The sequence below is a fragment of the Haliea sp. E1-2-M8 genome, assembly GCF_030649675.1.
Classification (GTDB): domain Bacteria; phylum Pseudomonadota; class Gammaproteobacteria; order Pseudomonadales; family Halieaceae; genus Haliea.
On sequence record NZ_JAUTDR010000047.1, the window covers coordinates 1 to 12960 of the forward strand.

At 56.1% G+C, this 12960-nt stretch carries 18 protein-coding genes and 1 pseudogene; 2 read left to right on the forward strand and 17 right to left on the reverse strand.

The annotated features are described in order from the left end of the window. Nucleotides 1–93 precede the first annotated feature (93 nt). From Q6D67_RS21985 to Q6D67_RS20995, 17 genes and pseudogenes are all read right to left on the reverse strand, one after another. On the reverse strand, nt 94–666 hold the full coding sequence (locus Q6D67_RS21985) for a GNAT family N-acetyltransferase (RefSeq protein ID WP_370552014.1): 573 nt from the start codon (nt 664–666) through the stop codon (nt 94–96). 169 nt (nt 667–835) lie between these two features. After that, entirely contained in the window at nt 836–1234 is a 399-nt protein-coding gene (locus Q6D67_RS20925) for a hypothetical protein (protein WP_304707737.1), read from the reverse strand. A gap of 101 nt (nt 1235–1335) precedes the next feature. After that, nucleotides 1336–2065 (reverse strand): annotated as a pseudogene (locus tag Q6D67_RS20930) (nucleotide sugar dehydrogenase); the annotation flags it as partial. A gap of 83 nt (nt 2066–2148) precedes the next feature. Then, nucleotides 2149–2460, reverse strand: a complete 312-nt coding sequence (locus Q6D67_RS20935) for a hypothetical protein (RefSeq protein WP_304707738.1) — start codon at nt 2458–2460, stop codon at nt 2149–2151. Nucleotides 2461–2568: 108 nt separating this feature from the next. After that, the gene (locus tag Q6D67_RS20940) at nt 2569–2988 is read right to left on the reverse strand and encodes a VanZ family protein (RefSeq protein ID WP_304707739.1); all 420 of its coding nucleotides are present in this window, start codon (nt 2986–2988) and stop codon (nt 2569–2571) included. Nucleotides 2989–3048: 60 nt separating this feature from the next. Continuing rightward, nucleotides 3049–3789 (reverse strand): glycosyltransferase, encoded by a 741-nt coding sequence (locus Q6D67_RS20945; protein WP_370552013.1) that lies wholly within the window; start codon nt 3787–3789, stop codon nt 3049–3051. A 55-nt stretch (nt 3790–3844) separates the two neighbouring features. Further along, nucleotides 3845–4063, reverse strand: a complete 219-nt coding sequence (locus Q6D67_RS20950; protein ID WP_304707742.1) for a hypothetical protein — start codon at nt 4061–4063, stop codon at nt 3845–3847. Nucleotides 4064–4144: 81 nt separating this feature from the next. Then, nucleotides 4145–4435 carry a type II toxin-antitoxin system RelE/ParE family toxin gene (locus tag Q6D67_RS21990; protein WP_370552015.1) on the reverse strand — a complete coding sequence of 97 codons (291 nt, stop codon included), beginning with the start codon at nt 4433–4435 and terminating at the stop codon, nt 4145–4147. Nucleotides 4436–4438: 3 nt separating this feature from the next. Then, on the reverse strand, nt 4439–4690 hold the full coding sequence (locus Q6D67_RS20955) for an addiction module protein (protein ID WP_304707744.1): 252 nt from the start codon (nt 4688–4690) through the stop codon (nt 4439–4441). Nucleotides 4691–5052: 362 nt separating this feature from the next. Further along, on the reverse strand, nt 5053–5580 hold the full coding sequence (locus Q6D67_RS20960) for an AlpA family transcriptional regulator (protein WP_304707746.1): 528 nt from the start codon (nt 5578–5580) through the stop codon (nt 5053–5055). A gap of 458 nt (nt 5581–6038) precedes the next feature. Beyond that, entirely contained in the window at nt 6039–6998 is a 960-nt protein-coding gene (locus Q6D67_RS20965; RefSeq protein ID WP_304707748.1) for a GDP-L-fucose synthase, read from the reverse strand. A 1-nt stretch (nt 6999) separates the two neighbouring features. Then, entirely contained in the window at nt 7000–8118 is a 1119-nt protein-coding gene (gmd, locus tag Q6D67_RS20970) for a GDP-mannose 4,6-dehydratase (protein WP_304707749.1), read from the reverse strand. A 59-nt stretch (nt 8119–8177) separates the two neighbouring features. Next, nucleotides 8178–8537: a type II toxin-antitoxin system RelE/ParE family toxin gene (locus Q6D67_RS20975; protein WP_304707750.1), complete on the reverse strand. Its 360-nt coding sequence runs from the start codon at nt 8535–8537 to the stop codon at nt 8178–8180. Between the two features lie 103 nt (nt 8538–8640). Beyond that, nucleotides 8641–8889 carry a Txe/YoeB family addiction module toxin gene (locus Q6D67_RS20980; RefSeq protein WP_304707752.1) on the reverse strand — a complete coding sequence of 83 codons (249 nt, stop codon included), beginning with the start codon at nt 8887–8889 and terminating at the stop codon, nt 8641–8643. An 11-nt stretch (nt 8890–8900) separates the two neighbouring features. Next, nucleotides 8901–9143, reverse strand: a complete 243-nt coding sequence (locus Q6D67_RS20985; protein WP_304707754.1) for a type II toxin-antitoxin system Phd/YefM family antitoxin — start codon at nt 9141–9143, stop codon at nt 8901–8903. A gap of 262 nt (nt 9144–9405) precedes the next feature. Then, the gene (locus Q6D67_RS20990) at nt 9406–9660 is read right to left on the reverse strand and encodes a hypothetical protein (RefSeq protein ID WP_304707755.1); all 255 of its coding nucleotides are present in this window, start codon (nt 9658–9660) and stop codon (nt 9406–9408) included. 961 nt (nt 9661–10621) lie between these two features. Next, nucleotides 10622–12028: a hypothetical protein gene (locus Q6D67_RS20995; protein ID WP_304707756.1), complete on the reverse strand. Its 1407-nt coding sequence runs from the start codon at nt 12026–12028 to the stop codon at nt 10622–10624. A gap of 110 nt (nt 12029–12138) precedes the next feature. Here Q6D67_RS20995 and Q6D67_RS21000 point away from each other — a divergent pair, with 110 nt between their 5' ends. Both Q6D67_RS21000 and Q6D67_RS21005 read left to right on the forward strand, forming a co-directional pair. Continuing rightward, nucleotides 12139–12378 (forward strand): type II toxin-antitoxin system ParD family antitoxin, encoded by a 240-nt coding sequence (locus Q6D67_RS21000; RefSeq protein ID WP_304707758.1) that lies wholly within the window; start codon nt 12139–12141, stop codon nt 12376–12378. Next, the gene (locus Q6D67_RS21005; protein WP_304707759.1) at nt 12378–12671 is read left to right on the forward strand and encodes a type II toxin-antitoxin system RelE/ParE family toxin; all 294 of its coding nucleotides are present in this window, start codon (nt 12378–12380) and stop codon (nt 12669–12671) included. Before Q6D67_RS21000 ends, Q6D67_RS21005 begins: the two co-directional genes overlap by 1 nt. Nucleotides 12672–12960 lie beyond the last annotated feature (289 nt).

The window sequence follows — 12960 nt, forward strand, 5'->3', positions numbered from 1 at the left end:
CAGTTTACGGAGACCCACGGTGGCCGCCACTCCACCGTGAAGATTTACACCACTCATGGGGACACTACCCAAATCCACGATCACAGTGGTACATCAAAACCGACCAACCTGCTGCACATAAACCACCGACTTCTCCCCCCTATGTACCTCGGTCTCCCCGGCAACCTCCGCCCCCATACGCTGATAAAACCGATGCGCCGGCGCCAGGCCCTCCCCTACGACAAGCTTGAATGCAGGGATTCGATGTTCACGGCAATGGCTTACCAACCCTTTGTAGAGAAGCTCGGAAACCCCCCGCCCTCGCGAGGACGGATCGACCGCGATACTGAGAAGCTCATACGCAGGCAGCTCCGCCAGCGAGGTACCTCTGCCGCTATAACCCAGAATTTCAAGGATGCGCCAGACACGGCGCGGATTGAGTAGGGAGGGGAACAGCGAGGGGATCAAGCGCAGCCAGTGCCGCAGCATCTGCCGGTATATCGGCCCCATACTGTGGGCGCCGGATACAAAGCCGATAACGCGTTCATCACGCTGCTCGACCAGCAGTACGGCGCTGTCATATTCGTCGATGGCCCGCGGTACATGAGCGCAAGAAAGCGCGGGCCGAGGGTGGCCAGGAAGCCCTGGTCCAGGTTGTCTGCATGCAGGCGGGCCACCTGCTACCAGATTTGAGGGTCATGCATTATAAAGGCCCGAGGCTTTCGACCAATTTATCGGGCCCGTCCATCCATACAACGGGCCGTCAACCACCAGCGGTCCGAAAAAATCTCCGCGGAGACGTTTTTCGGTTATGAGCGGCGCTGAGCAACAGAGCAACTGGATATAAGATACCAGCTCACGTTAACCACGCCTGCAGCTGCGGCACAACTATGGCGACAACGATAATTCCCAGCATCCAGGTGTGCAGGTACATCGTTTTTTCCAGCTTGCCAAAACGCCCCTCAAATCTGGCGTTCTGATCGGCGAAGCACCCAAAGAACTTCGCGTCCTGTTCCGCAAAGCGCTTGTCGAACTTCGCATCCTGCTCCGCAAACCGCGCATCCATCTGGGCGCCAAACTCGCCAAAGCGGGCATTCAGCACCTCGGTAAAGTGATCCCGGGTGAGGATGTTCTCCGCATAGAATCCAAACGCTTCCGCCATAAGCTCCGCCTGCACATCAGCCTGGGGCTCAGGCACACCGGCGTCTCTCAATCGGCGGGCGTACCTGAGCGAATCGAATGCCAATGTGGTCATAATAGCTCCCCTGCGGACGCTGGCAAGGATCTGCCCCTTGCCAACACCCATAGCATCGCAAAATCACCACCACAGTGGTACATCAAAACCGACCAACTTGATCACGCCCGCACAACATGCGCCGCCGCCTCCCGATAACCCCCCCCGCGTATCCACAATCAGCTGCGCGTGCTCTTTGATCAGGCCATAGGCAAACGCATCATGGTTAGTCGCCACCACCACCGCGTCAAACGCCGCCAGGCTTTCCGCCGTCAACTCCACACTCTGTAGGTTAAAGCGATACCGCCGCATCGGGGGGAATACTGGCACGTGAGGGTCGCTGTAGGCGACCTCCCCGCCCTTGCCCTGGATCAGCTCCATGATCATGGCGGAGGGGGATTCGCGCATGTCGTCGACGTTCTTCTTGTAGGCGACACCCAGCACCAGCACGCGGCTGCCGCGCAGGGCCTTGCTGTGGTCGTTGAGACCCTCGACCAGCTTGCTCACCACGTAGTCGGGCATGGCGCTGTTGACCTCCCCGGCCAGCTCGATAAAGCGGGTGTGCAGGCCGTACTCGCGGGCTTTCCAGGTGAGGTAGAAGGGGTCGATGGGGATGCAGTGGCCACCCAAGCCGGGGCCGGGGTAGTAGGCGGTGAAGCCGAAGGGCTTGGAGGCGGCGGCCTCGATCACCTCGAAGATGTCGATGCCCATGCGGTCGGCGACCACCTTCAGCTCGTTGACCAGGCCGATGTTGACCGCGCGGTGGATGTTCTCCAGCAGCTTGGTCGTCACCGCGGCCTTGGTGAAGCTCCCCGGCACCAGCTGGTCAATCGCCGCCCTCGCATTGGCGATCAATTCCGGTCAAAATCTCCGCGGAGACGCTTTTCGGTTATAACCAGCGCAAGAAACAAAACGCTTGAACATAAGACGCCAGCTCAACCCAGCCACGCCTGCAACTGCGGCACAACGATGGCGACAACGAGAATGCCGAGCATCCAGGTATGGAGGGAGAGCGTTTTGCCGAATTTCGCATCCTGCTCCGCAAACCGTGCATCCATCTGAGCGCCAAACTCACCGAAGCGGGCATTTAGCACCTCGGTAAAGTGATCCCGGGTGAGGATGTTCTCCGCATAAAATCCAAACGCTTCCGCCATAAGCTCCGCCTGCACATCAGCCTGGGGCTCCGGGACGCCGGCGTCCCGAAGGCGACGAGCATACCTGAGCGAATCAAAGGCCAATGTGGTCATGATAGCTCTCCTGTGGATGCTGGCAAGGGCCTGCCCCTCGCCAGCATCCACAGCATCGCAAAATCACGACCGCAGTGGTACATCAAAACCGCCCAACTTTGCGCAGGCCTAGCCTTCAGCCACCCGCCGCGAAACCCGCCGCACCACCCAGCAGAGGACGCTTGCAGCCACTAACCCCAGCGCCACCCCTACCATGTTATCTCGTACATCGGTGACCATGGGCGTGCGGCCGGGGATGTAGAATTGCAGCAGCTCGGCAACTACCGAGAAAGTCAGGTAAGCAAGAATGATCAGGCTCAGCCGTGAACGCGGCAACGCCAGCCTGGTGAGCAGACCGAGCACCGCAAACGCCAGCACGTGCACTGTATTCACATCCGGCCAGAGCATCTCGACCCGGCTAATCAGATGCGACAGCCACGGAATTTCCGAGCGCACCCAGGCCAGCGTGAAATTGGGCACCAGCATCATTGCCCCAGCCATAAGCAGTAGCAACAGCAACCCGGCCAGCAGCATCTGCCTTACTTGCACTCTCCCGCTCTCAGGTAACAAGCCGGCATGCTACCGGTCATAGCAACAAAGACCCAAATACTACCCCAGCCCCGGCGCCGCAACAGCAGCCACCCTCCGGACAGCCCCCAAGGTCGCCTCCACCACGACATCCTCGCTGAAGGTCTCCTCCACCACCCGCCGCCCCGCTGCCCCCATAACAACCCGCTCCTCCGGCGCCATAGCCAGCACGGCCCCCATCGCCCGCTCCAACGCCACCGCATCACGCACCTCACACAGCAAACCGTTCACACCGTGCTGAACCACATGCCGGCAGCCAGGCACATCGGTAGCCACTACCGGCAAGCCCATGGCGCCGGCTTCCAGCAGTGAGCGGGGCAGGCCTTCGCGGTAGGACGGCAGTACCACGCAGTCCACCTGGGCAAGCACTTGCTCAATGACGTCGGTGGGGCCCAGCCATTCGATGAACCGCTCTTCGCCCCAGGCCTGCAGCTGGGCGGTGGTGATGGCGGAGACGTTGCTGACATCGGCAAAGCCGCAGAGCCAGAGCACGGCATCGTGCCCCTGGCTGTGCAGCTGCCGCATGGCGGCGATCAACTCGTGCAGGCCCTTGTCGGCGAGCATGCGGCCGGCGTAGAGGAAACGGAAGGAGTTGCCGTGGGGTTGCCGCAGGGAGGGGTTGAAGCGCTGGAGGTCTACCCCGGAACCGGGCAGGAGGGTAAGGCGTGCGCGGGGCACCAGGCGATTGTCCACCAGCCTGCTTAACGCCCTATTATGTAAAAGCCGGACGATGAAATCGTGTCCGGCGCCGAAGGCGCGCACTTCATGTGATGGTTGTTATGCTCCGGCACCTCTCAGGTTGATAAAGCGACGGGGGTCAGCCTTGGGCGACTGGCTGAAGCTCGAACACTTTTCCGTAACGGGCGGCGGCCTGAACGTTGCCTTGTCGAAGCGCTTCTCGGACGTCGTCCAGTTTGTAGGCATCTTCCAGGCTGAGACACGGAGACCAGGAATCACTGGAGTCTATCAGTTGCACACTTACTTCCGCGACATACTGGCCTTCGTGAACATACTTGGTCTTTTCTCGCGTGGTCATGATCGAATTCTCCTGCGGTAGGATGAGTCCCACCGGAGCACTGGGCACCGATCGATTGTCCACCAGCAGTTGCTTTACTGGTTATGTGCGTTGTTGCCATCTTGCTGGATGCCTGCTGCCGTGCATGACCGAAAGTACCGATATTTCTGATTCTCTTATTATGTAGAAGACTGCGAATGGAAATTTTGGTGGGACCACCCGGTGTGTGCCAGGGTATACAATCGGAAAAGACAGCGGACTTTGCTCAATCAACTCTAGCGCCTGCAATACGGTATCCAAAAAATCTCGCCCTAGCCCGGACCTCTGCGATTCATACCACGAGGCTGCATCTTCTAGATCGACTTCCGCCTCTTCCCTGAGTCGGATAATGATAGGTCATAGGCGATTTCGAATGTCGGAAATGACCTCCGAGGCTGGTCGACCGAGATTGCCATCCGCCTTCAGGGCACTCAGACGACGATCTAGTTCAACCTTCTGATCTGCCGTCAGCGGCAATGCCTTCTGATCGTGGGCGATACTGTCCCATAAATCTTCGACAATCCGAATACGCTCCTCGACGGGCAGTTCTTTGAGATTTGCATTCATCGTCAAATCATACTCCTTGAGTTGGTACTGTTCAGACCACATAACATCAAACTACTGAGAGCTGCGCGGGATCTCCGGCTCGGTGCAGGAGAAGTCGAAGAGATGTTCTGCCTCTAGAGAAGCTCAATCTCCACCCCCGTATTACCCATCAGTTCCGTTCAAAATCTCCGCGGAGGCGCTTTTCGGTTATAACCAGCGCAAGCAACCGAAATGCTTGAATATAAGGCGCCCTCTCACGCCAGCCACGCCTGTGCATCAGCCTGCTGCTAGGGATGCCGCACCGCGCCCGCCTCTCCAAGCTTGCAAGCATACCTGAGAGAATCAAACGCCAATGTGGTCATCATAGCCCTCCTGCGGACGCTGGCAAGATCCTGCTCCCTTGCCATACCCACAGCATGGCAAAATCACAACCGAAGTGGCAGATCAAAACCGCCTTGGTGCAATGCATGATGACGCTTCACTTCCTTTTCGATGTTGACTTCAATTGCGATCCTTGCAGCCTCCAGTACACCGGCATCAAACTCGTAGCCTCCTCGTGTCTTCAGCCAATCCAGCACCTCCGCCAGATGCCAGAGCGAAGCAGAACCTTCGTGCACTGGTAAAGGAAAGGTCGCGCGGTGGGCAAGCATGAGTTTGCGCATGGCCTGACGGGAAATACACACGATGTCTGCCACGTCTGTCAGACCCACAAGATCCGGCGACATTTCGATCAGTCTCGCCGTGGGAATGGCACTTTTAACGTCAGCAAGAGCAGTGCGAACTGCCTCTGTGGCGCTGTCCGCGTCGCGGGTGAACTCAAGTGCCAGGCGGCCTGGCTGACCTACGCCAATCAAAGCATCATCGCAACCGGCTGCCCCCAGACGTTCCACCAGGGCATCCAGGTCACTGTCGTGGTCTCTCAGTTGGTACTTCAAAGTGAATATATATTCCATCGATCAACTCTCCTCCCCTGCCGCCTCACTGACGCGCCGGTGCGTAGAGCATTTGTCCACCACTCTACGCAGCGCCCGGGCATGACTGAGGGGGTTTTTCGGCGTGCTCCAGACACTTGCGATACAGAATTCACCACAGCGGCATTCATCATCGTTGTAGGGGCAATAGATTTTGCCCCAAGCGTGAGCGCCGCTGACTACAACTCGCCAGCCCTGCTCTTCTGCGTGTCTGAGGGCAGCCTCTATTTCCTTCCCTGGATGCGTGGCGCGAGTCATCTCTGGTCCCAAGTATGGTGACCGAAGTTGAGGTTGTCAACCGACAACCTGCGCAGCCGCAAAGCGGATTAAAAAATCTCTGCGGATCGCTCTTCAGTTATAGCTGGCGCCAGGCACCCCAGCATCGCAAAATCACGGCCGCACTGGTACATCAAAACCGACCAACTTCGAGCAGGACCCACTCACCCCCGCACCTCCCCACCACGCTCCAGATACCACCGATACGTATCCTCTAACCCATCCCGCAGGGTGATGCCCGCCTCCCAGCCCAGGGCCTTCAGGCGCGACACATCCAGCAGCTTGCGCGGGGTGCCGTCGGGCTTGCTGGTATCGAACACCAGCTTGCCGGTAAAGCCGGTTACCTGCGCCATGGTCTCGGCCAGTTCGCGGATGGTGCAGTCAACCCCGGTGCCCACGTTGATGTGGCTCAGCATGGGTTGGGTGTGCTGCTGATACTCGGCCAGCGGCAGGTCCATCACATGCAGGCAGGCGGCGGCCATGTCGTCCACATGCAGGAATTCCCGCATCGGCGTGCCCGAGCCCCAGATCACCACCTCTTGCGCGCCATCGGTCACCGCCTGGTGGAAGCGCTGCAGCATCGCGGGAATGACATGGCTGTTCTCGGGATGGAAGTTATCGCCGGGGCCGTACAGGTTGGTGGGCATGACTGCGCGGTAATCCGTGCCGTACTGGCGGTTCATGCTCTCGCACAGCTTGATACCCGCAATCTTGGCGATGGCATAGGGTTCGTTGGTGGGTTCCAGCACACCGGTGAGCAGTGCATCTTCGCGCATGGGCTGGGGGGCAAGCTTGGGGTAAATGCAGGACGACCCCAGAAACAGCAGCCGCTGTACGCCGGCTCGCTGCGCGGCACCGATGACGTTGCATTGGATCAGCAAATTGTCCTGGATGAAGTCAGCGGGGTAGGTGTTGTTGGCATGAATACCACCGACGCGGGCGGCGGCGAGATACACCTGGTCGATAGCGTGGGCGGCGAATAAATCCTCCACCTCGGCCTGGCGGGTGAGGTCCAGCTCACTATGGCTGGCCGTGACCAGCTCGACATCCGCCCGGGCCGCCAACTGGCGGCAGAGCGCAGAGCCCACCATACCGCCGTGGCCGGCGACGTAAATACGGGGCATGCTAGTTCTCCGTCTGCACTGGCACGTCGTGCCCATGCTGTTTCAAAAAGGCGTGCCGTTGGGCAATCTTTAGATCTCCCGCCACCATTTCCGCGCACATCTCCAGCGCGGTGATCTCCGGCTCCCAACCCAGTTTGACACGGGCGTTGGACGGGTCACCCAGCAGGGTGTCCACCTCGGCGGGGCGGAAGTAACGCTCGTCCACGCGCACGATGGCATCGCCCACGGTCAGCGCAGAGGCGCTGTCCCCGGTAATGGCAGCCACAATCCCCACCTCATCCAGACCTGCACCTTCAAAGCGCAATTCAACACCGAGCTCCCGTGCACTCCAGCGCACAAAGTCGCGCACGCTGTGCTGGTGGCCGGTGGCGATCACGAAGTCTTCCGCCTGGTCCTGCTGTAGCATCAGCCACTGCATGCGCACGTAGTCCCTGGCGTGGCCCCAGTCCCGCAGCGAGTCCATGTTGCCCATGTACAGGCAGCCTTCCAGCCCCTGGGCGATATTGGCCAGGCCGCGGGTGATCTTGCGGGTGACGAAGGTCTCGCCCCTGCGGGGGGACTCGTGGTTGAACAGAATCCCGTTGCAGGCATACATGCCGTAGGCTTCGCGGTAGTTGACGGTGATCCAGTAGGCATACAGCTTGGCTACCGCATAGGGCGAACGGGGATAAAACGGCGTGGTTTCGCGCTGCGGGCTTTCCTGCACCAGGCCGTACAGTTCCGAGGTGGAGGCCTGATAAAAGCGGGTTTTCTTTTCCAGCCCCAGCAGGCGGATCGCCTCGAGAATCCGCAGGGTGCCCATGCCGTCTACATCGGCGGTGTATTCGGGCGCTTCAAAGCTCACTGCAACGTGGCTCTGGGCCCCCAGGTTGTAGATCTCGTCCGGCTTCACCTCTTGAATGATGCGGGTGAGACTGGAAGAGTCCGTAAGGTCGCCGTAGTGCAGGACGAACCTGCGGTTATCGACGTGAGGGTCCTGGTAGATGTGGTCCACTCGCTGGGTGTTGAAGCTGGAGGCACGACGCTTGATGCCGTGCACCTCGTAGCCTTTCTCCAGCAGAAACTCGGCGAGGTAGGAGCCATCCTGCCCAGTAACCCCGGTAATCAGTGCTTTTTTCACGATAAATTCGATCCTCGGTTCTTACTTTCCTGGTCGGGTACCAAGACGGCTTTGTTCCACTAATCCAGAAGCCTTTGCGGTGCATCCATTTCCTCGTGAAGTACACGAACAACACGCACCTCCGTCTCGAGCACTTGATAGAAAACAGCGTGATGCTCTACCTGCAATCTGCGATATCCGGGAAAAACATAGGCGTAGTTAGCGCCGAGAGATGGATAATGAATCAGCTGATTCATTCCTGCCTCAAGCTGATCAAGGTAACTATCCGCCTGATCGGCTCCCCACTCTTCGCAGGTATACATCCAGATACCGGTGAGATCAGATTCCGCCTTCGGCGTGATTGCGGTATCAATCTGCCCTCTGCCGCACCAATCTGGTATGCCGGCAACAGTGGNTCCCCACTCTTCGCAGGTATACATCCAGATACCGGTGAGATCAGATTCCGCCTTCGGCGTGATTGCGGTATCAATCTGCCCTCTGCCGCACCAATCTGGTATGCCGGCAACAGTGGCTGGTTATGCATCATTCGTAGTGGCTCCAAAGCCGGAGAACTTTCACCACTTGCTCATCCTCGAGCACTTGGTACACCAAACGATGCTGAATATTGATGCGGCGTGAACAGGCCCCCGCAAGATCCCCAATGAGCATCTCGAACGGCGGCGGCTTACGGTAGGGGTCTTCTGCAATCAGTGCCAACAAGTCCTGGGCTTTAGACTTGAGGCCGCTTGAGGCCAGTTTCTTCGCGTCCTTCTGGGCTTGTTTGGTGTACACCAACTTCCATGTCACCAGTCCAGCGCCTCATCGCATTTACCCACGGGGGTATCCATCCCCTTCCGAATTGACTCCCGCATACCTGGCACGGAGAGCAGGTAAAGTGTTTCCTGAATTGCCGACCAGTCTTCTTCGGACACCAGGACGGCTTTGTTCCGCTTGCCCGTGATGAGGATTGGTTGGTGGGACTCGGCGGTTTCGTCGATCAGCCGATAAAGGTTGCTGCGCGCCTCAGTTGCTGTGATTCCGGTCATGACGCACCTCTTGCGTGTTCAACTTCCCACGCAGTGTACGCCATTAAGTACGTACGTCAAGACGTACGCCTGGGTGCCGGCCAATTAATCACGGACCGGAACATCCCGCTCGGTGAAGCAGTCCGGGGAGAGGTCCTGCCACCAGAGAGCTTCAATCGCTAGCCCGGGTACTGGCCATCAAATCCGCTCAAAATCTCCGCGGAAACGCTTTTCGGTTATAACCAGCGCAAGCCAACAAACCGCTTGAACATAAGACGCCAGCTCAACCCAGCCATGCCTGCACCTGCGGCACAACTATGGCGACAACGAGAATGCCGAGCATCCAGGTGTGGAGGTACATCGTTTTTTCCAGATTGCCAAAACGACCCTCGAACTTGGTATCCTGCTCCGCAAACCGCGCATCCAACTTGGCGTCCAGCACCGCCTCGAAGTGGTCCTTCGTCAGGATGTTCTCCGCATAAAATCCAAACGCTTCCGCCATAAGATCCGCCTGCACATCCGCCTGGGGCTCCGGCACCGGATCGCCGGACCGGCCGCATCCCTAAGCTTGCGGGCAAACCTGAGCGAATCAAACGCCAATGTGGTCATCATAGCCCTCCTGCAGACGCTGGCAAGATCCTACCCCTCGCCAACACCCCCAGCATCGCAAAACCACCACCCAATTGGTACATCAAAACCGACCATAATCCGGCAAAAGCCGCCGCCGTGAACGCCCCGCAATCAACCCCGCCGCGGCAAAAACTGCCCCACCTTGCTCACATTCTTCCACGCCAGGGTACCCAGCCCCCCTACCCCATTGGCACGCAGGGCCCGGGAGTCCTCGCGGGACTTCCTGACCGCCCCCCTCTTTGAGATTTAGAGTGAAAAATGGACACGACATCTATCCTGACAGAGGGGGCATCCAGCCTCGGCGCAGCCGGGCCCGCGTATATTTACCCGCACTGTGGATTTTTTATTTTATAAGACGTTAATATTGACTGCGTTGTTTCCCCACATTGGGTGGGGACAGAAAAGAGGAGGCCAACATGTTAGCCAAATTTTTGAAGTCCCCATTTCTGGCCCAGAGCCTAGGCCTTCTGGTTTGTAGCTGATGGGGTTGCGCAGAGGAATGGACCATTAGTGAATCTACGCGGAAGGGCATTGTTTTGGGACTCCGGTTCCATACGTGAATATCTGCGGTGCAGCTAGTGATAGGTTGAGTTGCTACAAGGAAAAGGCCGCCCATAGCGGCTTGAGCATAGAAGCCCCGGAACTCAGCCGCTTTCCTCACCATCGCTCTTTCCCTTCGGAAAAGTAAGCAAATAGACAAGGATAGCTCTTAAGATTCTCGATATGAGATTCGGTTAGTTCTATAAATCTAACGCCCCCTGATTTCGCGAAAAAATATGTTGGCGCGGCCTTTGCGTTTTTTGCAAAAGGCATGACGACAAACTTTCGTCGCTCAGGATCGATTTGTTAGTGCTGCTGCCATCGCCTGCTTACAATGACTTCGTGACCAGCCTGCGTTGCAGTAGTAATTTTACATCCTCCTTTAGCTCCCAGAGGTTTCTATCATGTCCTGGGTTTTCAGATATTTCCTTATTGGCAATTATGGCCCATTCCTTTACTGATGCTTTGAGGTTTTCATAATTCGAGATCGAACCGTAATGGGCAACAGCGCAGCGAACCGAAAACCACTTATTCACATTTTCCCAAGTAGATTTGGATTTTCCTATTCTGTTATCTCTAAGCATCGCGTACACGCAATGGACACTCCCCTTATGTAATCTTTGTGATCCATCGTTGTGGAAAAGCAAATTTCCTTCATAGTCCATTAACGGCGCCGCAGGATCATAGTCTTCGCCTTCAGCTATAATTTCTAATATCTGCCATAGCCTCACATATTGAAAATCGACATGTCTTTCTCTTCTTGCTTCGCGGTAAAGTTGAGTCAGGAAATTTTCCAATGCCATTGATTCAAGAGCGAAGAGATAAGTATGCAGCGTATCTGCATTTTCGCCTGAGAGATTTCCGATCAATAAGTTTCCGATGTAGTTGCTAGTCACTGAAAACTTCGTCGCTCGGTGATTTTCGTGGCAGAAAACCACCACATCAAACACACTCCCTCCGGCGTCCCTCGATAGAGCCAATGCCAAAAGCAGCGTTTTTGCTTTATCAACGCAGTAATCCCTTGCGACATTTTGGCTTTGAGCTTCGACATTTGGAAAATGCACTACACAAACTGGATTCGACTGAACCGAAGTTCGCTTTGCGTCCTCTGTGTAATTAAAAAAGACATTAGTTTTGGTATTCTGGTCTAAGAACATGTTGACGAAGTTGAAAGTATCGATTGACTCAAGACCTGCACGAGTTGGGAGTAACTCAAAATAGGGAAATCTAATCCTTGTGCCAACAAGCAGGTCTCTTATGAAAACAAAAACTGAGTATCCAAGCAGGTTCTTAGCTCCTTCCACAATTTGAAATGGCGCAGCAAATTTCTCTTCTATTTCATGTTCAAGCTTGCTTAGCTCTGCATATATTTCTGCCTTACTTCTTGGGATTACAGGGTGAGCGATTACCTCAAAAATCACCCTCTCATTTAGAGATCGTGGAAGTACATCAATTTTCTCGGGTGTTTTGGAGTCGAGCGTAGAATGAAATCTGATGAGCAGAACTTCGAATAGGCCAGGTTGTAAAGAGTCTGTTGATATCTCAACCTCAAAAAGCCCATCTTCAGAAATTGTTGGTTTTGTTCCAATGCCAAGTTTAGGCTCAGGATTGAGAACTCCAGCACTATATATCTCAACCTGCATTTGCTCGTATTTGTAGGCTTTTTCATGCCCTGCCCGAACAACCAGCTTGTCGGCCTTTTGAATTGAATGACTATTGAGGATGACTCTTGGCATTAGTTGCCCTGACGCCGCAAGCAGCCGTGCGGCTTTACTGCGTCGGCCTGCCTTGCCTGGTTATGAGTGTTTTGGCATAATATACCAATATTTGGTACAGGATGTTCCCCATGGCTAGAAATACCAGCATTACACTTGGCCCCCACTTTGACGAGTTTATAGCCACTCAGGTTGAAAATGGCCGCTATGGCTCGGTGAGCGAGGTAGTACGTGCCGGACTGCGTTTGCTTGAAGAAACGGAAAGTAAGCTTGAACGGCTCCGACGCCTCCTGGATGAAGGCGAGCGAAGTGGAATAGCAGACTATTCCCTTGAAAGCGTTATTGCAGAACTGGACAACGAAGCTCACTGATGCGTCCGTATCTGCTCACTGCCGCTGCCCGAAAAGACATTCTCGATGTAGGCCGCTTCACCGCCGAAAAATGGGGAAAGCGCCAACGCGATAAATACCTCAAACAGCTTGACGATGCTTTCAAGCTGCTTGCTCGCCAACCTGATATTGGCCGCGACGCGGGCGAGATAAAACCCGGGTACAAAAAGTTCAGTCAGGGCAGTCATATCGTCTTTTACCGAGCCGGTACGGAATCCAGGATCGTTGTAATCCGAATTCTACACAACAGTATGGATGTGGATCAGCACCTCTAACCCCCATAACCCGATATTACCCATCAACCCCACCCAAAATCTCCGCAGAAACGCTTTTCGGTTATAACCAGCACGCTCCACCAAAACCCTCGAATATAAAGCCCCCGCTCAACCCCGCAAGGCCCGCAACTCATCGAACCCCAGCATCGCAAAACCACCACCAAATTGGTACATCAAAACCAACCAACTTCGCGCACAACCAGCCCTGCAGCACGTCATGGTAGTGTCCCGTCAAGTGGTGTAATTCCGGTCTCCAGATTCATCCCTCAGGCGGCCTCTGGTTGTGCCA

Coding starts and splice junctions, on each gene's coding strand:
- Q6D67_RS20925 (WP_304707737.1), bottom strand. CDS start 1,234: ATGACCACATTGGCATTCGATTCGCTCAGGTACGCCCGCCGATTGAGA.
- Q6D67_RS20935 (WP_304707738.1), bottom strand. CDS start 2,460: ATGACCACATTGGCCTTTGATTCGCTCAGGTATGCTCGTCGCCTTCGG.
- Q6D67_RS20950 (WP_304707742.1), bottom strand. CDS start 4,063: ATGACCACGCGAGAAAAGACCAAGTATGTTCACGAAGGCCAGTATGTC.
- Q6D67_RS20955 (WP_304707744.1), bottom strand. CDS start 4,690: ATGTGGTCTGAACAGTACCAACTCAAGGAGTATGATTTGACGATGAAT.
- Q6D67_RS20960 (WP_304707746.1), bottom strand. CDS start 5,580: ATGGAATATATATTCACTTTGAAGTACCAACTGAGAGACCACGACAGT.
- Q6D67_RS20965 (WP_304707748.1), bottom strand. CDS start 6,998: ATGCCCCGTATTTACGTCGCCGGCCACGGCGGTATGGTGGGCTCTGCG.
- Q6D67_RS20985 (WP_304707754.1), bottom strand. CDS start 9,143: ATGACCGGAATCACAGCAACTGAGGCGCGCAGCAACCTTTATCGGCTG.
- Q6D67_RS20995 (WP_304707756.1), bottom strand. CDS start 12,028: ATGCCAAGAGTCATCCTCAATAGTCATTCAATTCAAAAGGCCGACAAG.
- Q6D67_RS21000 (WP_304707758.1), top strand. CDS start 12,139: ATGGCTAGAAATACCAGCATTACACTTGGCCCCCACTTTGACGAGTTT.
- Q6D67_RS21005 (WP_304707759.1), top strand. CDS start 12,378: ATGCGTCCGTATCTGCTCACTGCCGCTGCCCGAAAAGACATTCTCGAT.